Origin of the sequence: Bacillus sp. AFS059628 (genome assembly GCF_002571225.1) — a bacterium.
Taxonomy (GTDB): domain Bacteria; phylum Bacillota; class Bacilli; order Bacillales; family Bacillaceae_G; genus Bacillus_A.
In genome coordinates this window covers 68,674-86,368 of record NZ_NVEC01000007.1, presented here as the reverse complement: position 1 = coordinate 86,368, position 17,695 = coordinate 68,674, and the positions used below count along the sequence as shown (strand labels likewise).

Here is a 17,695-nt window from a genome sequence, read left to right as displayed (position 1 = left end):
TTTCTACACGCCTCCGAATCTGCGCCCTCTATGTTGAAAGTCTGTAATCGCATTTAGCAAATGTTCCTCGGTAAAATCTGGCCAATACACATCTGTAAACCAAAATTCCGAATATGCAATTTGCCATAACATGAAATTACTAATACGTAGCTCTCCGCTCGTACGGATTAACAACTCTGGATCAGGTAAAGAACTCGTCATTAAGTAGGAAGAAAGCATTTCTTCACTTACATCTTCTACACGAATCTTTCCTTCCTCACTATCTCTCATCATATGTTGCACAGCAGAAACGATTTCATCTCGACTTCCATAGTTTAACGCGAAATTCAGAATTAATCCCGTATTCTCTTTCGTATCTTCCATGGCCTTCTCCATCGCTCTGCGTGTATGCGTAGGAAGACGATCTTGTTGTCCTATTACTCGGACTTGTACGTTCTCTTCAATCAATTCTGGTAAAAATGTACCTAAAAATTCTTCCGGAAGCCTCATTAAATAATCAACTTCCTTTTTCGGTCTTTTCCAGTTCTCAGTTGAAAAAGCATAAAGAGTCAATACTTTTACATTAAGTTTGCTTGCAAATTTTGTGATTTTCTTTACAACTTGCATGCCTTCATGATGTCCCGCAATACGAGGCATCGCTCTCCTCTTTGCCCATCTTCCATTACCATCCATAATGATGGCAATGTGTTCTGGGATGTATCCTTTTTTCACTTCTTCAACGAGATGATCAAACGATGTGTCCTTTTTACCTTTAAAAAAAGGAAAGTTTTTAAACATCATTCATACCCTCCAGCAAGCAGACGTATGCCTAAAAGTGTAAAAAGACCCCCTTAAGAAGAGGGTCATATTTGCGAAAGTATCGCTATTACACTTCCATGATTTCTTTTTCTTTGTTTTTTGCGATTTCGTCAACTTTTGCAATATATTTATCTGTTTCTTTTTGGATATCTTCAGTATATCCTCTTAAATCATCTTCTGTAATCTCGCCAGCTTTTTCAAGCTTCTTAAGATCATCGTTACCGTCACGACGTACGTTACGAACAGCAACTTTTGCTTCTTCAGCATATTTTTTCACAACTTTTACAAGATCACGACGACGCTCTTCTGTTAATGCAGGGAATGCAATACGAATTACAGTTCCGTCATTAGAAGGGTTTAAGCCTAAATCTGCTTTTAAAATCGCTTTTTCGATATCACCGATAGAAGTTTTATCATAAGGTTGAATTACAAGTAAACGTGCTTCTGGAACTGTAATGTTCGCTAATTGCACAACTGGTGTTGGTGCACCATAGTAATCAACTTGTACTTTATCTAATACAGACGCGCTTGCACGGCCAGCACGAACTGTTGCTAATTCACGAGAATAAGCAGCAACTGCTTTTTCCATTTTTTCATTTGAAGACTTTAATACTTGTTGTCCCATATTTATTTCCCCCTTACAACTGTTCCAATATTTTCGCCTAAAACGGCACGTTTAATATTACCTTTTTCCATAACTGAGAATACAATTAATGGAATATCATTATCCATACATAGAGAAGAAGCTGTAGAATCCATTACACCTAAACCTTCTTTTAATACATCTAAGTAAGTAAGCGTTTCGTATTTCGTAGCTGTTGGGTCAATAGATGGGTCCGCATTGTATACGCCATCTACATTGTTTTTCGCCATTAAAATTACGTCTGCTTCAATTTCTGCCGCACGTAATGCCGCTGTTGTATCTGTAGAGAAGTATGGATTACCTGTACCTGCTGCAAAGATAACAACACGTTTCTTCTCTAAGTGACGAACTGCTTTACGACGAATGTAAGGCTCTGCCACTTGACGCATTTCAATTGAAGTTTGTACGCGAGTTTGAATTCCGATATTCTCTAAGCTATCTTGAAGAGCTAATGAATTCATAACTGTTGCTAACATGCCCATGTAATCTGCTCCTGCACGATCCATGCCCATCTCACTTCCAATTTTTCCACGCCAAATGTTACCGCCACCAACAACAACAGCAACCTCTACATCTAGTTCTGCAATTTCTTTCACTTGTTCCGCAACTGACTTAATAACAGCCGGGTTAATTCCAAATCCTTGCTCTCCAGCTAAAGCTTCTCCACTTAGCTTTAAAACGACACGATTATATTTCGGTTTACTCATAATGAACCTCCAATTGCTTACATCTTTATTTTAAAAAAGGGAACACAATGTGTTCCCTAATCTGTATTAGTTACTACCTTTTACTTGGTTCATTACTTCTTCAGCAAAGTTGTCTTCGCGTTTTTCGATACCTTCACCAACAGCGTAGCGAACGAATCCTTTTAATGTTCCGCCTTTAGACTCAACGAACTGACGAACTTTCATATCAGGGTTTTTAACGAATGCTTGGTCAAGTAAGCAAATTTCTTCGAAGAATTTGCCAAGACGACCTTCAACCATTTTTGCAACGATTTTTTCAGGCTTGCCTTCGTTTAATGCTTGTTGTGTTAATACTTGACGCTCATGCTCAACTTCTTCAGCTGTTACAGCATCGCGGTCGATGTATTTAGGGTTAACTGCAGCGATGTGCATTGCAACATCTTTAGCAGCTGCTTCGTCAGTAGAACCTTCAAGAACTGTTAGAACACCAATGCGTCCACCCATGTGTAGGTAAGCGCCGAATGCATCTGCATCAGTTTTTGATACGATTTCGAAACGACGAAGTGTAAGTTTTTCACCAATTTTAGCAATTGCTTCGTTGATGTGCTCTTCAACTTTTTTACCGTTTTCCATTGTTTGAGCCATAGCTTCTTCAACGTTAGCTGGTTTGTTAGTTAATAAGTGAGCAGCTAATTCTTTAATTAATGTTTGGAAACCTTCGTTTTTCGCAACGAAATCAGTTTCAGAGTTTAATTCTAAGATTAAACCGTCGTTACCGTTTGTTTCGATGAAAGTTAAACCTTCAGCAGCGATGCGGTCTGCTTTTTTAGCAGCTTTCGCGATACCTTTTTCACGTAAGAAGTCAATTGCCTTCTCCATGTCGCCGTTAGTTTCTGTTAAAGCTTTTTTGCAGTCCATCATACCTGCGCCAGTTTTTTCACGTAATTCTTTTACCATTTGTGCAGTGATTGCCATACTTTTCATCCTCCTAAAATATGTATTTATACCTTTTATAAAGGTGTTTATACCTTAAAAAAGGTGATAAAAGGCCGAACCCCTTATCACCTTTCCAACTTTGTTACGCAGTAACAGTTTCTTCACCTTGTTTTGCTTCAAGGATCGCGTCTGCCATTTTAGATGTAAGAAGTTTTACAGCACGAATTGCATCATCGTTTGCTGGGATAACGTGATCGATTTCGTCTGGATCACAGTTTGTATCAACGATACCGATGATTGGAATGTGTAATTTGCGTGCTTCAGCAACTGCAATACGCTCTTTACGAGGGTCTACTACGAATAATGCACTTGGAAGACCTTTCATATCTTTAATACCGCCTAAGAATTTCTCAAGACGCTCTAACTCTTTTTTAAGTTGAACAACTTCTTTCTTAGGAAGTACTTCGAAAGTACCATCTTCTTGCATTCTTTCGATGTCTTTAAGACGCTTGATACGCTTTTGGATTGTTTGGAAGTTTGTTAAAGTTCCACCTAACCAACGTTGGTTAACGAAGTACATACCAGCACGAGTTGCTTCTTCTTTAATAGCTTCTTGTGCTTGTTTTTTAGTACCTACGAATAAGATGTCTCCGCCTTCAGCAGCGATGTCACGCATCGTTCTGTAAGCTTCCTCAACTTTTTTCACAGTTTTTTGTAAGTCGATGATGTAGATACCGTTACGCTCTGTGAAAATGTAACGCTTCATTTTTGGGTTCCAACGACGAGTTTGATGTCCGAAATGAACACCAGCTTCAAGCAATTGCTTCATAGAAATTACTGACATAATATAGTTCCTCCTAAATGGTTTTTGATATCCTCCGTTTACTTCATCTCTAAGCGAAACTACAAACGTAGCACCAACACTTAAATCAGTAAACGTGTGTACTTTGTACTGACACCACTGCTTACTATATCATACTGAAATATTACAATCAAGTCGAAAATGCGAACAATGTAAAACTTTCTTTGTCCATACTCGAATTCTAGTATTACCAACCTGCATTTCTTTTAAGCAAAAAAATAAAATTCAATTCATAGCTTTTCAAAATAATAAGATTATGACGCTATTTACAAACAACATCAATCTGTTATACACAAAAAAACTCTCCTCAAAAACATGAGGAGAGTTTTATAAATTAGTTTGTTTTTAATTTAGCAAGTTCATGTAAGAATTTGTCGTTTAATACTTTAATGTATGTTCCTTTCATACCTAACGAACGTGACTCAATTACACCAGCACTTTCTAATTTACGAAGTGCATTTACAATTACTGAACGAGTGATTCCTACGCGGTCAGCGATCTTACTTGCAACAAGTAAACCTTCTGTTCCGTTTAACTCTTCGAAGATGTGCTCGATTGCTTCTAACTCACTGTAAGATAATGAGCTGATCGCCATTTGAACAACAGCTTTGCTACGTGCTTCTTCTTCGATTTCTTCTGCTTTTTCACGTAAAATTTCCATACCTACAACAGTTGAGCTGTACTCAGCAAGGATTAAATCATCGTCCAAGAACTCTTGACCAAGACGAGCTAATACTAATGTACCTAAGCGCTCACCGCCACCAACGATCGGTACGATTGTAGTTAAACCTTGACCAAATAATTCTTTATTTTCTACTGGGAATGCTGTGTAAGCACTGTTTACATCTAAGTTTGAAGATGTTTCTGTAATGTTGAATAAGCTTTGTGTATACTCTTCTGGGAATTGACGCTCTGCAAGCATTTGTTTCATACGCTCATTCTCGATTTGTTGGTGAATTGCATATCCTAGTAATTTACCACGACGACTTACTACGAATACGTTCGCTTCGATTACTTCACACATTGTGTCAGACATTTCTCTAAAGTTTACAGGTTTTCCTGCTGCGCTCTGTAATAACGCATTTAATTTTCTTGTTTTTGCTAATAATTCCATTTCAAAAGTTCCTCCTACATATTACTCACATATTTTTTCATCACTTGGAAACTAGGGCGAGTCACCTGATGACACTATTACAAAATAAACTGGCTCACATCTTTATTTTTAGCAATCGTTGCTAATTTCTCCTCAACGTATTGAGGTGTTATCGTTATTTTCTCTAACGTAATTTCAGATGCTTCAAACGATAAATCTTCAAGGAGCTTCTCCATAATCGTATGAAGTCTTCTTGCTCCAATATTATCTGTATCCTGATTAACTTGATAAGCAATCTCAGCAATCTTACGAATAGCTTCGTCTGAAAATTCAATTTCTATACCTTCAGTCGCTAATAAAGCCATATATTGTTTAATTAACGCATTGTCAGGCTCGATTAATATTTTAACAAAATCATCAGTCGATAATTTCGTTAATTCTACTCGAATCGGAAATCTCCCTTGTAATTCCGGAATTAAATCCGACGGTTTAGACATATGAAACGCTCCAGCTGCAACGAATAAAATATAATCCGTTTTTACTGATCCGTATTTTGTCGCAACATTCGATCCTTCTACAATTGGCAAAATGTCACGTTGCACACCTTCACGTGATACATCTACGCTATTCGACTGCTTACCAGCAATTTTGTCAATTTCATCGATAAAAATAATCCCGAGCTGTTCAGCACGATAAACAGCCTCTTGTGTAACTTCATCCATATCAATTAAGCGCTGTGCTTCCTCATTTGTCAAGACTTTTCTTGCTTCTTTTACAGAAAGTTTACGTTTTTTTGTTTTTTTCGGCATAAAACTTCCTAACGCATCTTGGAAATTCATTCCCATTTGTTCCATGCCAGTTCCTTGTAACATATCAAACATAGAAGACTGTTGTTCAGTCACTTCAATCGATACAATCTCATCTTCAAGAAGTCCTGCAGCAAGCTTTCTTTCGACGTCTTGACGTTTCTTTTCGATTTCAACATCTTCCTGTGAATCTGTTGTTTGATTTGAATTTTGAGCGCCACCAAATAACATTTCTAATGGGTTTTTAAATCCAGATTGCTTCTCCGGACTCGGCACTAAAATTTCAACAAGACGTTGATTCGCTTGTTCTTCTGCTTTGTCTTGTACGTTAACTACCATTTCTTCTTTCACGATACGAACTGACGTTTCCACAAGGTCACGTACCATCGATTCTACATCTCTACCTACATATCCAACTTCTGTAAATTTAGTAGCTTCAACCTTAATAAAAGGTGCTCCAACGAGTTTCGCCATTCGTCGTGCTACCTCTGTTTTACCAACACCTGTCGGTCCAATCATTAAAATATTTTTAGGTGCAATTTCATCACGTAGATTTTCAGCTAATTTACTTCGGCGGTATCGATTTCTTAAAGCTACAGCAACCGCTTTCTTCGCATCTTTTTGACCGATAATGTATTGATCTAATTTTTCCACAATTTGACGCGGAGTAAAATGTAAATGCATATAAAATGCCTCCCTTACGATTCTACAATTCTTCCACAATTATATTGTGGTTTGTATACACACAAATATCGCCTGCAATGTCTAAACTCGCTTTCGCAATTTGCTTCGCTGTTAAATGTTCACTTGCATATTGCTTTAAAGCACGACCTGCTGAAAGCGCATAATTCCCGCCAGATCCAATTGCTAAAATACCATCATCCGGTTCAATCACTTCTCCTGTACCTGATACAAGGAGCATCGTTGTTTTATCCATGACAATGAGCATCGCTTCTAGCTGACGTAACATTTTGTCGCCACGCCATTGTTTCGCCATTTCAACAGCAGCACGCTGCAAGTTCCCATTATACTCTTCTAATTTTCCTTCAAACATTTCAAAAAGAGTAAATGCATCAGCAACCGATCCTGCAAAACCAGCTAAAACTTTCCCTTGGAAAAGTTTACGAACTTTACGAGCTGTATGTTTCATTACAACAGCATTTCCCATTGTCACCTGGCCATCTCCAGCCATTGCACATTCTCCATTATGATGAACTGCAAATATCGTTGTAGCGTGGAAATTTCCCATAGAAAAAACTCCTTTATATGTTTTTATAGCTTTAAAAGCAATTTATGCCCGTGGGTGATGCTTCATGTAGACAGATCGCAATCTTTCTTTAGAGACATGCGTATAAATTTGTGTCGTCGACAAATTCTCATGACCGAGTAGCTCCTGTACAGTACGTAAATCTGCCCCTTCATCTAACATGTGTGTAGCAAATGTATGCCTTAACATGTGAGGACTTATCCGCATTGTCAGTGAAGCTTTCTTAATGAGTTCGTTTAATACATAGCGTACCCCTCGACTTGTCAGCGGCGTACCTTTCGCGTTTAAAAATACCATATGAGATTGTTCTTCAGTTTTTTGAGCTAACTGTTTTCTCCCGTTCTCTATATAAGTAATTAAAGCATCTTGTGCATAGCTCCCGAACGGAATATACCTTTGTTTTTTTCCTTTTCCCATTACTAAAATTGTTCCCACCGCGAAGTCAATATCGGTAAGTTGTAAATTGACACATTCACTCACACGGATCCCAGTCGCATACATCAACTCTAATAAAGCTTGATTCCTTTGACCTAGCGGTGTTTCCGTATCAGAAACTTCAAATAATTCCTCTAATTCTTCAGCATATAAAAACTTTGGGATTGACAATTCTTTTTTGGGGAGTGACGCAAGTGCAAACGGATTATCTTTTCGATAACCTTCACGCATCAAAAAACGATATAAACTTCGTAAGCTTGATACTTTTCTTGCGACAGATTTACGGGCTAACTTTTCATCGTGCAACGTCGTTAAGTACAAACGAACATCCGCGTATGTAATATCTAAAAAAGAGGATATGCCTTCTCGCTCCATAAATTGCACAAAATGTTCTAAATCATTTTGATAACTTGCAATTGTATATTTTGAATAATTTCTTTCAATTTGTAAATATCCAACGAATAATTGTAACAATTTCTTCACATTCACACAACTCACCTCAATAAAGGCTACTAAATCGTATCACAACTTAGTAGCCTTTGCAAGAAATTTAACTAAATATTTACAAAATTTCGAATCGTTTCTAAAGCGCGTGTTGCATAGGCTTCATTACGTTCTGCTTTCTTCTTAATTTTCTTCTCTAACGGCGCAAACAGTCCGAAGTTCGCATTCATTGGTTGGAAGTTTTTCGCGTTTGTCGCAGTAATATAGTTCGCCATACTTCCCATTGCAGTTACAGGCGGTAATACAACTGGCTCTTCACCTTTCACAAGTCGAGCAGCATTAATACCTGCTAGCAATCCTGAAGCCGCCGATTCAACATATCCCTCTACTCCAGTCATTTGACCAGCGAAGAATAAATCATCACGTTGTTTATATTGGTATGTTGGACGAAGTAAATTAGGTGAGTTAATAAACGTATTACGATGCATAACACCATAACGTACAATCTCCGCATTTTCCAGTCCTGGAATCAACTGTAATACTTCTTTTTGTGGTCCCCACTTTAAATGCGTTTGGAAACCTACGATATTATATAGCGTTCCCGCTGCATCGTCCTGACGTAACTGAACAACAGCATATGGCGTTTTCCCTGTTTTTGGATCTTCTAATCCAACAGGCTTCATCGGCCCAAATACTAGTGTCTGTCTTCCTCTACTTGCCATAACTTCTACCGGCATACAACCTTCAAAGAAAATTTCTTTTTCAAATTCTTTTAAAGGTACTGTTTCAGCAGCGATTAAAGCCTCGTAAAAACGATCAAATTCCTCTTCCGTCATTGGGCAGTTTAAATATGCTGCTTCACCTTTATCGTAACGAGATTTTAAATACACTTTATTCATATCAATGCTGTCTTTCTCAACAATCGGTGCTGCAGCATCATAGAAATAAAAATAGTCTTCACCTGTTAATTCTTTTAATTGTGCAGAAAGATCAGGTGACGTAAGTGGACCTGTCGCGATAACAGTAGGACCTTCTGGGATTTCAGTGATTTCTTCATTCATCACAGTTACGTTTGGATGGTTCTTCACGTATTCCGTTACTTTTGCCGCAAACTCATGACGATCTACAGCTAAAGCCCCTCCTGCTGGTACAGAGCACTCATCAGCTGCACGGATAATAACAGAATCCATTAAGCGCATTTCTTCTTTAATAACACCAACAGCATTTGTTAATGTGTTCGCACGAAGCGAGTTACTACATACTAACTCTGCAAATTTATCTGTGTGATGAGCTGGCGTTTGCTTTACCGGTCTCATTTCATATAATCTTACTTGGACACCACGTTTTGCAATTTGGTAAGCTGCTTCGCTTCCTGCAAGACCTGCGCCAATGACGTTTACTACTTGTGTTGTCATATATTTATCACCTTTCCTTTTCTTCCCGAAAAAAATGTGAGCAGTTACGCTCACATTTGTTGTTCTTCTTCATAATCACACGAAATACATTGTACTTGCACGCCTTTTTTCAACTTCTTCTCTACTAACATACCTTCGCACTTCGGACATTTACGACCAATCGGCTTATCCCAAGATACAAAGTCACACTCTGGATACGTACCGCATCCATAGAAAAGACGTTTCTTTTTATTACTACGACGTTCAATAATTTGACCTTTATCACATTTCGGACAAGTAACACCGATTTCTTTCACAATCGGTTTTGTATTACGACAATCCGGGAAATTCGAACAAGCCATAAACTTCCCATATTTACCCATTTTAAAGACCATTGGGTGATTACATAATTCACAGTCTTCCCCAGCTGGTTCATCTTTAATTTCTACTTCACGCATTTCTTTTTCCGCTTTTTCTAAACGCGGTTCAAATCCTACGTAGAAATCATCAACAATTTTTACCCAATTCGCATTTCCTTCTTCTACTTCATCGAGGCTTTGCTCCATGTTAGCAGTAAATTCGATGTTAATAATTTCTGGGAAAAACTCTAAAATAAGTTCAATTACTATTTCACCAAGTTCAGTTGGAACGAATCGTTTATTATCCAAACCTACATACCCACGTTTTTGAATTGTTTCAAGTGTCGGTACGTAAGTCGACGGTCTTCCAATTCCAAGCTCTTCAAGTGTTCTTACTAGACGAGCCTCTGTATAGCGCGGCGGCGGTTGTGTAAAGTGTTGCTTCGGTTCTAGATCCTTAGAAAATACTGTTTCCCCCACTTCTAAAGGTGGTAACATCTTATCCTTTTCTTCAGCACCGTCATCTTTCGACTCTACATACACTTTCATAAATCCTGGGAACTTTACAACCGATCCACTTGCACGGAACTGAACATTGTTATTAATGAGTCTCGCTGTCACAGTATCCATTATAGCAGACGCCATTTGACTTGCAACAAATCGCTCCCAAATCAATTTATACAATCGAAGTTGATCACGACTTAAGAAACTCTTTAGTTCCTCTGGCTTTCTCATTACCGAAGTAGGACGAATTGCCTCATGCGCATCTTGTGCGTTCGATTTCTTCGTCTCTTTCTTCTTTTCTGTTCCTATGTATTCCGCACCAAACGCCTCAGTAATGTAAGCACGCGCCTCTGTTTGAGCTGTTTCTGAGATACGTGTTGAATCAGTTCTCATATACGTAATTAAACCGACAGTTCCTTGTTTTCCAAGATCAATTCCTTCATACAATTGCTGCGCAAGCATCATCGTTTTCTTTGCTCGCATGTTTAACTTACGCGCTGCCTCTTGTTGCAAGGAAGATGTCGTAAACGGTAATGCAGGATTACGTTTTCGCTCTTTTCGCGTTACATTTTCAACTGAGAACGCATTATCTTTCAACTGTTCAATTATTTCATTCACTTGCGTTTCATTCGTTAATTGAACTTTTTCACCATCTACACCGTAAAAGCTTGCTTCAAATGTGTCTTTCCCTTTCACAAATTCTGTCTTAATTGTCCAGAATTCTTCAGGCTCAAAACTTTGAATTTCTCTTTCACGTTCGATAATTAAACGAACTGCTACAGATTGTACGCGTCCTGCACTTAATCCTTTTTTTACTTTCTTCCATAATAAAGGACTAATATTGTAACCAACAAGACGATCTAGTATACGTCTTGCTTGTTGTGCATCTACTAAATCCATATTGATCGCTCGAGGATGTTTGAATGATTCTTTTATTGCATCTTTTGTAATCTCATTAAACACAACTCGGCAATCTGATTCAACGTCCACATTTAACGTATTGGCTAAATGCCAAGCAATAGCTTCCCCTTCGCGGTCTGGATCGGCCGCGAGATAGACTTTCTTTGCTTTTTTTGCCGCTGATTTTAAGTCTTTTAAGACGGGACCTTTACCACGAATGGTAATGTACTTCGGGGTGAAGTTGTTCTTTACTTCTATCCCCATTTGGCTTTTAGGTAAATCGCGAACGTGTCCCATAGACGCGACAACTTTGTATTTTTTCCCTAAATATTTCTCAATGGTCTTCGCCTTAGAAGGCGACTCCACGATTACGAGGTAATCTGACATGCTAGTGCCTCCTTAAGAGGTGGATTCAAGTCTTCATTAATCTTATTGATTTCTCTTGTTTTTGTCAATCAAGAATGAATATACCATACAGTGCCTATCTACCATTTGTCAATAATTGTTTAATAAAAACATAAAAATATAAGGTTAATTTAAAATCTCTTCTAGGATATCTTCTGCATTTCTTACTAGTTTCGCCCCTTGTTGAATTAGATGATTTGTTCCTGATGCACTATCTATAAATATCGGTCCAGGAAGGGCAAATACCTCTCTATTTTGCTCTAAAGCAAGGTCCGCGGTAATAAGTGTTCCGCTTCTCGATTTCGCTTCTACAACTAAAACACCTTTACTTATACCACTAATAATCCGATTTCTCTTTGGAAAATACCATTTTTTCGGTGCATAGTGCGGAGGATACTCTGTTAATAACAATATATATTCATTCCAAGCTTCATATAAATATCGATTCTCTTTTGGATATATATACGATAATCCGTGTCCTAGTATCGCTATAGTCGGGCAATGCCGTCTTACTGTAATTTCATGGGACATCGTATCTATCCCTCTTGCAAACCCACTGACAATAAGCCATTCCTTTTCTAATAATGGATGTAAAATAAATTGTAAACTCTCATGTCCATATAAAGTCGGTTCTCTCGTTCCAACAACCGCTAATTTGTTCGCTTTATTGAGGAAATCCTTCTCTCCTTTTCCATATAATACAAAGGGAGGGTCTTGTATTTCACGTAATAATTGTGGGTACTCTTCATCCCATATAGTCATATAAAAGATTCGGTTTTTCTCTAAATAAGATATATATTGCGGGAGATTTGAACTTTGAAGAAAATTTACTAATTCTGAAGATTTTTTTGAGGATATTCCAGTGTAACATTCCATTTGTTTTGCATTAAAAGTGTATATTTCCTTCAATTCTGGATCGACATATAATAGCCTCTCTATTACCTTCCAATGATCCGCTAACAAGTAGTGGAGATGCAATAATCGTTCTCTTTTCATCATAATTCTCCTTACCCATAATTTTTATTATGTTAACAAGAAGTTTGTAAAAAGACACCTTCAAGTAAGAAGGTGTCTTTCAACAGATTAATAGTTTTTACAAGTTTCAAATAGACCTTTTTCTTTTAAAACAGAGATTAACGTTTCACCCATAACTGCTGGAGTTTCCGCTACTTTAATACCGCAAGCTTCCATCGTTTTAATCTTTTCTGCAGCAGTTCCTTTGCCGCCAGAAATGATTGCACCAGCATGACCCATACGCTTGCCAGCAGGCGCTGTTTGGCCGCCAATGAAGCCTACAACAGGTTTTGTCATATTAGCTTTCACCCATTCAGCTGCCTCTTCTTCCGCTGTACCACCGATTTCACCAATCATAATTACAGCATGTGTTTCTTCATCTTCATTAAATGCTTTTAACGCATCAATAAAGTCTGTACCGTTAACAGGGTCTCCGCCGATACCTACAGCCGTAGATTGACCAATACCTTCTTGTGTTAACTGATGTACAGCCTCATATGTTAATGTACCAGAGCGAGATACGATACCTACATGACCTTTTTTATGAATGTATCCTGGCATAATACCGATTTTACATTCATCAGGCGTGATAACACCTGGGCAGTTTGGTCCAAGTAAACGTGTATGTTTACCAGCCATATATCTCTTTACATTTACCATATCTAATACAGGAATTCCTTCAGTAATACATACTACTAAATCAATTTCTGCATCAACTGCTTCCATAATTGCATCAGCCGCAAAAGCGGGTGGAACGTATACAACTGAAGCGTTTGCACCTGTTGCTTTCACTGCATCTTCTACAGTATCAAATACTGGTACACCTTCAATATCAGTGCCACCTTTACCTGGCGTTACACCACCGACAATTTTCGTACCGTATTCAATCATTTGTTTTGTGTGGAATAACCCTTGAGAACCTGTAATACCTTGAACAATAACTTTTGTATCTTTATTAACTAATACGCTCATTTTTCTCCCCCGCTTTCTATTAGCCCACTAGTGAAACAATTTTTTGTGCACCGTCTGCCATAGATTCTGCTGCAACAATATTTAAGCCAGACTCATTTAAAATTTTCTTACCTAACTCTACGTTTGTACCTTCAAGACGTACAACTAAAGGTAACTCAAGACCTACTTGTTTCGTTGCTTCAATAACACCTTCTGCGATAACATCACACTTCATAATGCCACCAAAAATGTTAACGAAGATACCTTTTACATTTTTGTCAGAAAGGATAATTTTGAATGCTTCTGTAACTTTTTCAGCTGTCGCACCGCCACCAACATCTAAGAAGTTAGCTGGATCGCCATGGTAATGTTTAATGATATCCATTGTAGCCATCGCTAAACCTGCACCATTAACCATACAACCGATATTTCCATCTAAAGGAATGTAGTTTAAGTCATATTTAGAAGCTTCGATTTCTTTTGCATCTTCTTCATCAAGATCACGAAGTTCTAAAATATCTTTATGGCGATATAAAGCGTTAGAATCAAAGTTTAATTTCGCATCTAATGCCATAACCTTACCGTCACCTGTTGTAACAAGTGGGTTAATCTCCGCGATAGAGCAATCTTTTTCGATAAACGCACGGTATAAGCCCATCATAAACTTCACAGCTTGTCCTACAAGCTCTTTTGGAATATTGATGTTAAATGCGATTCGGCGCGCTTGGAAGCCTTGTAAGCCTACTGCCGGATCAATATATTCTTTAAAGATTTTTTCAGGTGTTTTTTCTGCTACTTCTTCAATTTCTGTTCCGCCTTCTTCAGACGCCATTAAAACAACTTGGGAAGTTGCTCGGTCTAAAACAAGACCTACATAATATTCTTTTTTAATATCGCAACCTTCTTCGATAAGTAAGCGTTTTACTTCCTTACCTTCAGGACCTGTTTGATGTGTCACAAGTGTAGTTCCTAAAATGCTCTCTGCATATGTACGAACTTCATCTAAATTTTTTGCAACTTTTACCCCGCCAGCTTTGCCGCGTCCACCAGCGTGAATCTGTGCTTTTACTACACATACATCCGTTCCTAATTCTTTCGCTGCTTCTACAGCTTCTTCTACTGTAAATGCAACCTTCCCGTTCGGAACGCTAACCCCATAGCTTCTAAGGACTGCCTTACCTTGGTACTCATGGATATTCATGGTCCCATCCTCCCCTGTTTTCCTGTTTTACTCGAAAAGTTTTTTAATGTTTAAAAAACATTACATTGCCATTGTATAAGATGATTGGCACGCTGTCTACAATAAAGTGTCAGAAAACTGAAATCGCTTTATTCTTTTTTGAAAATAGTAATGTTTATATGTCAAAATAAAAAATAAGCTGTGAAAACACAGCTTATTTTTGAATCATATCTTTAATTGGCGCAAACGATTTTCGGTGTTCTTCTAATACTCCATGCGCTTCGATCGCTTCTAAATGTTGTTTCGTTCCATATCCCATATGTTGTTCAAATCCATATGCAGGATACTTTTCTCCAAGTTCTTTCATCATACGATCTCTCGTTACTTTTGCAATAATGGATGCAGCTGAAATAGAGATACTTTTTGCATCACCTTTAATAATGGATGTTTGCGGAATTGGTGTAGGGAGTTTCATCGCATCAATTAATAAGTATTCTGGTGTACAAGATAAATTTGCAACAGCATCTAACATCGCTTGTTTCGTCGCTTGATAAATATTTATTTCATCAATCACTTGCGGTGATACAATTCCAACTCCAATTGCAATTGCTTGCGCTTTAATTTCATCATAAAAACGCTCTCGCTTCGCCTCACTCAGCTTTTTGGAATCATTTAACCCTGGAATATAAAAATCTTCTGGAAGGACAACAGCTGCCGTCACGACAGGCCCAGCTAGCGGCCCGCGCCCCACTTCATCTATACCAGCGATATATGTGAGGCCTTTTTCACGTAATGCATTTTCATACTTAGACATTTCTAGAAATTTTTCTTTTTCCTTTTGCGCTAACTCTTTTTGTTTATACCACTTCGTAATGAGCTTTTGTATCCCTTTACGTTCATCTTTCATTAATATTTGAAAGCGATCATCCTCTTCACTCATAATTTCTTGCAGTAAATGTTCCGCTTCTTGAATAGTCACTTTTTGCATTCATGCCACTCCCTTTATATACAAAAAAGAAAAGACGTACAAATGCACGTCTTATACTTCTTCTACTTTTTCTACATCTTCTGTTTGTTCTGCAAACTCTTCTGGTGTTTCAAATGTCATTTTTCCAAGTTTGCCACCACGAAGCTCACGAAGTACAAGTTCAGATGTTTTATCATAATCAATCATTCCGCCGCCCATTAAACAGCCTCGGTTTTTCCCAATCGCATCAAATAACTCCACGATATCTTCTGGAATGTCATTTAAACTATAGCGCTCTTTTAATCGTTCTGGATAATGTTTCTCCATAAAACGTAACGCATAAACGGCTACATCTTGTAGATTTAAAATAGAGTCTTTAATTGCACCAGTCGTAGCTAGTCGTAAACCAACTAATTCGTCTTCAAATTTAGGCCATAAAATACCAGGTGTATCTAACAGCTCCATTTCTTTCCCAACTTTAATCCATTGCTGAGCGGTTGTCACACCAGGACGATCTCCTGTTTTAGCAATATTTTTCTTCGCTAACTTATTGATTAACGTAGATTTACCAACATTCGGTATACCTACAATTAATGCACGAATCGCTCTCGGTCTAATACCTTTTGCAACCATTTTATCAAATTTTTCTTTCACTAACACTTTACAAGCCGCTGCAATTTCCTTCATACCTTGTCCAGCTTGTGCGTTAATTGAAATTGCCATATGGCCTTTTTCTTTAAAATATGCGATCCACTGTTTTGTTAAACGATCATCCGCCATATCTGCTTTATTTAAAACAACAAGCCTCGGTTTATGTGTAATAATCTCATCAATCATCGGATTTCGAGAAGATAAAGGTAATCGAGCATCTACAAGCTCAATTACAACATCAATTAACTTTAATTTTTCTGTTACTTGGCGTCTAGCCTTTGCCATATGACCCGGGAACCATTGAATTACCATGTTGCCACCTTCTTTTTCTTTTATTTCACAATACGTGCATCTTTTAACGGCCAATATAGTATATTTGCTTTTCCGATTACTTGGTCCATTGAAATTGTACCAATCGAACGGCTATCTTTACTAAAACGACGATTATCGCCTAAAACAAATAATTGACCTTCCGGGACAGTTTTCTTCCCTGTCATTTCTTCAAGAGTAAAATCATATGTAAGCGGTCCGTCAGCAATTTGTTTTTTCTGCTTGTCTAAATACGGCTCCTCATAAGCCTTTCCGTTAACATATAGTTTATCATTACGATACTCTATTTCATCGCCTGGTAGGCCGATAATACGCTTAATATAATCTTTATCTTCCGTTGCTTGGAATACAATAATATCAAATCGTTTCGGATCTCCTATGTGATAACCAATTTTATTAACAATCATTCGATCGCGATCATGTAAAGTAGACGCCATCGATACTCCATCTACGAGAATTGGCGCAAAGAAAAACTGTCTAATAACACCCGCTAATACAACAGCGATCAAAATTGCTTTGATCCATTCCCAAAGTGAACTCTTTTCTTTCTTCATGCTTTTCCCCTCCACGATTATGTAAGCTGCTCGTATTATATCAAAATTTTATATAGATTGGAAAAAGGGAGCTTGTGCATTTACAAGCTCCCATACATGTCTTATCGAATTTCTTTAATACGTGCTTTTTTACCGCGAAGGTTACGTAAGTAGTATAACTTAGCACGACGTACTTTACCACGGCGAAGTACTTCGATTTTCGCGATTCTTGGCGTGTGAACTGGGAATGTACGCTCTACACCTACACCGTAAGAAATCTTACGAACTGTGAATGTTTCACTGATTCCGCCACCACGACGTTTAATTACAACACCTTCGAAAAGCTGAATTCTTTCACGAGTTCCCTCAACTACTTTTACGTGTACACGTAAAGTGTCTCCAGGACGGAATGAAGGAAGGTCAGTTTTTAATTGGCCTTTTGTAATTTCTGCGATTAATTGTTGCATATTAAATTCTCTCCTTTAAACAGATGCTCTTATAAAGTCTAAATAAATTACAGCGGAACATCGTTAATAC

18 protein-coding genes are annotated in these 17,695 nt (G+C 37.9%); all 18 read right to left on the bottom strand.

Annotated elements, in window-relative coordinates:
* Window positions 1–3: 3 nt before the first annotated feature.
* Window positions 4–780 carry an undecaprenyl pyrophosphate synthase gene (gene uppS, locus COL05_RS04515; RefSeq protein ID WP_078419066.1) on the bottom strand — a complete coding sequence of 259 codons (777 nt, stop codon included), beginning with the start codon at window positions 778–780 and terminating at the stop codon, window positions 4–6.
* Between the two features lie 85 nt (window positions 781–865).
* Window positions 866–1,423: a ribosome recycling factor gene (gene frr / locus COL05_RS04510; protein ID WP_000531503.1), complete on the bottom strand. Its 558-nt coding sequence runs from the start codon at window positions 1,421–1,423 to the stop codon at window positions 866–868.
* Between the two features lie 2 nt (window positions 1,424–1,425).
* Entirely contained in the window at window positions 1,426–2,148 is a 723-nt protein-coding gene (pyrH, locus tag COL05_RS04505; protein ID WP_000042663.1) for a UMP kinase, read from the bottom strand.
* 66 nt (window positions 2,149–2,214) lie between these two features.
* The gene (gene tsf, locus COL05_RS04500; protein ID WP_060631984.1) at window positions 2,215–3,102 is read right to left on the bottom strand and encodes a translation elongation factor Ts; all 888 of its coding nucleotides are present in this window, start codon (window positions 3,100–3,102) and stop codon (window positions 2,215–2,217) included.
* Between the two features lie 103 nt (window positions 3,103–3,205).
* Window positions 3,206–3,907, bottom strand: coding sequence for a 30S ribosomal protein S2 (rpsB, locus tag COL05_RS04495; RefSeq protein WP_000111485.1), 702 nt, complete (start codon window positions 3,905–3,907; stop codon window positions 3,206–3,208).
* Window positions 3,908–4,259: 352 nt separating this feature from the next.
* Complete coding sequence (gene codY / locus COL05_RS04490) at window positions 4,260–5,039, bottom strand: GTP-sensing pleiotropic transcriptional regulator CodY (RefSeq protein ID WP_000421288.1); 780 nt, start codon at window positions 5,037–5,039, stop codon at window positions 4,260–4,262.
* A 77-nt stretch (window positions 5,040–5,116) separates the two neighbouring features.
* Entirely contained in the window at window positions 5,117–6,508 is a 1,392-nt protein-coding gene (hslU, locus tag COL05_RS04485; RefSeq protein WP_002194930.1) for an ATP-dependent protease ATPase subunit HslU, read from the bottom strand.
* 22 nt (window positions 6,509–6,530) lie between these two features.
* On the bottom strand, window positions 6,531–7,073 hold the full coding sequence (hslV, locus tag COL05_RS04480; protein ID WP_000526271.1) for an ATP-dependent protease proteolytic subunit HslV: 543 nt from the start codon (window positions 7,071–7,073) through the stop codon (window positions 6,531–6,533).
* A 42-nt stretch (window positions 7,074–7,115) separates the two neighbouring features.
* Window positions 7,116–8,015, bottom strand: coding sequence for a tyrosine recombinase XerC (gene xerC, locus COL05_RS04475; protein ID WP_098667733.1), 900 nt, complete (start codon window positions 8,013–8,015; stop codon window positions 7,116–7,118).
* Between the two features lie 65 nt (window positions 8,016–8,080).
* A complete protein-coding gene (trmFO, locus tag COL05_RS04470; RefSeq protein WP_098667768.1) occupies window positions 8,081–9,385 on the bottom strand; it encodes an FADH(2)-oxidizing methylenetetrahydrofolate--tRNA-(uracil(54)-C(5))-methyltransferase TrmFO in 1,305 nt (434 codons plus the stop codon).
* 50 nt (window positions 9,386–9,435) lie between these two features.
* The gene (gene topA / locus COL05_RS04465) at window positions 9,436–11,514 is read right to left on the bottom strand and encodes a type I DNA topoisomerase (protein WP_098667732.1); all 2,079 of its coding nucleotides are present in this window, start codon (window positions 11,512–11,514) and stop codon (window positions 9,436–9,438) included.
* A 144-nt stretch (window positions 11,515–11,658) separates the two neighbouring features.
* A complete protein-coding gene (gene dprA / locus COL05_RS04460; RefSeq protein ID WP_098667731.1) occupies window positions 11,659–12,528 on the bottom strand; it encodes a DNA-processing protein DprA in 870 nt (289 codons plus the stop codon).
* Window positions 12,529–12,615: 87 nt separating this feature from the next.
* On the bottom strand, window positions 12,616–13,518 hold the full coding sequence (sucD, locus tag COL05_RS04455; protein WP_000115178.1) for a succinate--CoA ligase subunit alpha: 903 nt from the start codon (window positions 13,516–13,518) through the stop codon (window positions 12,616–12,618).
* Between the two features lie 19 nt (window positions 13,519–13,537).
* On the bottom strand, window positions 13,538–14,698 hold the full coding sequence (sucC, locus tag COL05_RS04450; RefSeq protein WP_001020785.1) for an ADP-forming succinate--CoA ligase subunit beta: 1,161 nt from the start codon (window positions 14,696–14,698) through the stop codon (window positions 13,538–13,540).
* A gap of 193 nt (window positions 14,699–14,891) precedes the next feature.
* Window positions 14,892–15,665, bottom strand: a complete 774-nt coding sequence (gene rnhB, locus COL05_RS04445) for a ribonuclease HII (RefSeq protein ID WP_098667730.1) — start codon at window positions 15,663–15,665, stop codon at window positions 14,892–14,894.
* Window positions 15,666–15,716: 51 nt separating this feature from the next.
* Window positions 15,717–16,607 (bottom strand): ribosome biogenesis GTPase YlqF, encoded by an 891-nt coding sequence (ylqF, locus tag COL05_RS04440; RefSeq protein WP_078419062.1) that lies wholly within the window; start codon window positions 16,605–16,607, stop codon window positions 15,717–15,719.
* Between the two features lie 20 nt (window positions 16,608–16,627).
* Window positions 16,628–17,179: a signal peptidase I gene (lepB, locus tag COL05_RS04435; RefSeq protein ID WP_000711855.1), complete on the bottom strand. Its 552-nt coding sequence runs from the start codon at window positions 17,177–17,179 to the stop codon at window positions 16,628–16,630.
* 101 nt (window positions 17,180–17,280) lie between these two features.
* Window positions 17,281–17,625 carry a 50S ribosomal protein L19 gene (gene rplS, locus COL05_RS04430; RefSeq protein ID WP_001186516.1) on the bottom strand — a complete coding sequence of 115 codons (345 nt, stop codon included), beginning with the start codon at window positions 17,623–17,625 and terminating at the stop codon, window positions 17,281–17,283.
* Window positions 17,626–17,695 lie beyond the last annotated feature (70 nt).

Bases quoted from the DNA above. Each gene is read 5' to 3' on its own strand.
- uppS (WP_078419066.1), bottom strand. From the start codon at position 780: ATGATGTTTAAAAACTTTCCTTTTTTTAAAGGTAAAAAGGACACATCG.
- frr (WP_000531503.1), bottom strand. From the start codon at position 1,423: ATGGGACAACAAGTATTAAAGTCTTCAAATGAAAAAATGGAAAAAGCA.
- pyrH (WP_000042663.1), bottom strand. From the start codon at position 2,148: ATGAGTAAACCGAAATATAATCGTGTCGTTTTAAAGCTAAGTGGAGAA.
- tsf (WP_060631984.1), bottom strand. From the start codon at position 3,102: ATGGCAATCACTGCACAAATGGTAAAAGAATTACGTGAAAAAACTGGC.
- rpsB (WP_000111485.1), bottom strand. From the start codon at position 3,907: ATGTCAGTAATTTCTATGAAGCAATTGCTTGAAGCTGGTGTTCATTTC.
- codY (WP_000421288.1), bottom strand. From the start codon at position 5,039: ATGGAATTATTAGCAAAAACAAGAAAATTAAATGCGTTATTACAGAGC.
- hslU (WP_002194930.1), bottom strand. From the start codon at position 6,508: ATGCATTTACATTTTACTCCGCGTCAAATTGTGGAAAAATTAGATCAA.
- hslV (WP_000526271.1), bottom strand. From the start codon at position 7,073: ATGGGAAATTTCCACGCTACAACGATATTTGCAGTTCATCATAATGGA.
- trmFO (WP_098667768.1), bottom strand. From the start codon at position 9,385: ATGACAACACAAGTAGTAAACGTCATTGGCGCAGGTCTTGCAGGAAGC.
- topA (WP_098667732.1), bottom strand. From the start codon at position 11,514: ATGTCAGATTACCTCGTAATCGTGGAGTCGCCTTCTAAGGCGAAGACC.
- dprA (WP_098667731.1), bottom strand. From the start codon at position 12,528: ATGAAAAGAGAACGATTATTGCATCTCCACTACTTGTTAGCGGATCAT.
- sucD (WP_000115178.1), bottom strand. From the start codon at position 13,518: ATGAGCGTATTAGTTAATAAAGATACAAAAGTTATTGTTCAAGGTATT.
- sucC (WP_001020785.1), bottom strand. From the start codon at position 14,698: ATGAATATCCATGAGTACCAAGGTAAGGCAGTCCTTAGAAGCTATGGG.
- rnhB (WP_098667730.1), bottom strand. From the start codon at position 15,665: ATGCAAAAAGTGACTATTCAAGAAGCGGAACATTTACTGCAAGAAATT.
- ylqF (WP_078419062.1), bottom strand. From the start codon at position 16,607: ATGGTAATTCAATGGTTCCCGGGTCATATGGCAAAGGCTAGACGCCAA.
- lepB (WP_000711855.1), bottom strand. From the start codon at position 17,179: ATGAAGAAAGAAAAGAGTTCACTTTGGGAATGGATCAAAGCAATTTTG.
- rplS (WP_001186516.1), bottom strand. From the start codon at position 17,625: ATGCAACAATTAATCGCAGAAATTACAAAAGGCCAATTAAAAACTGAC.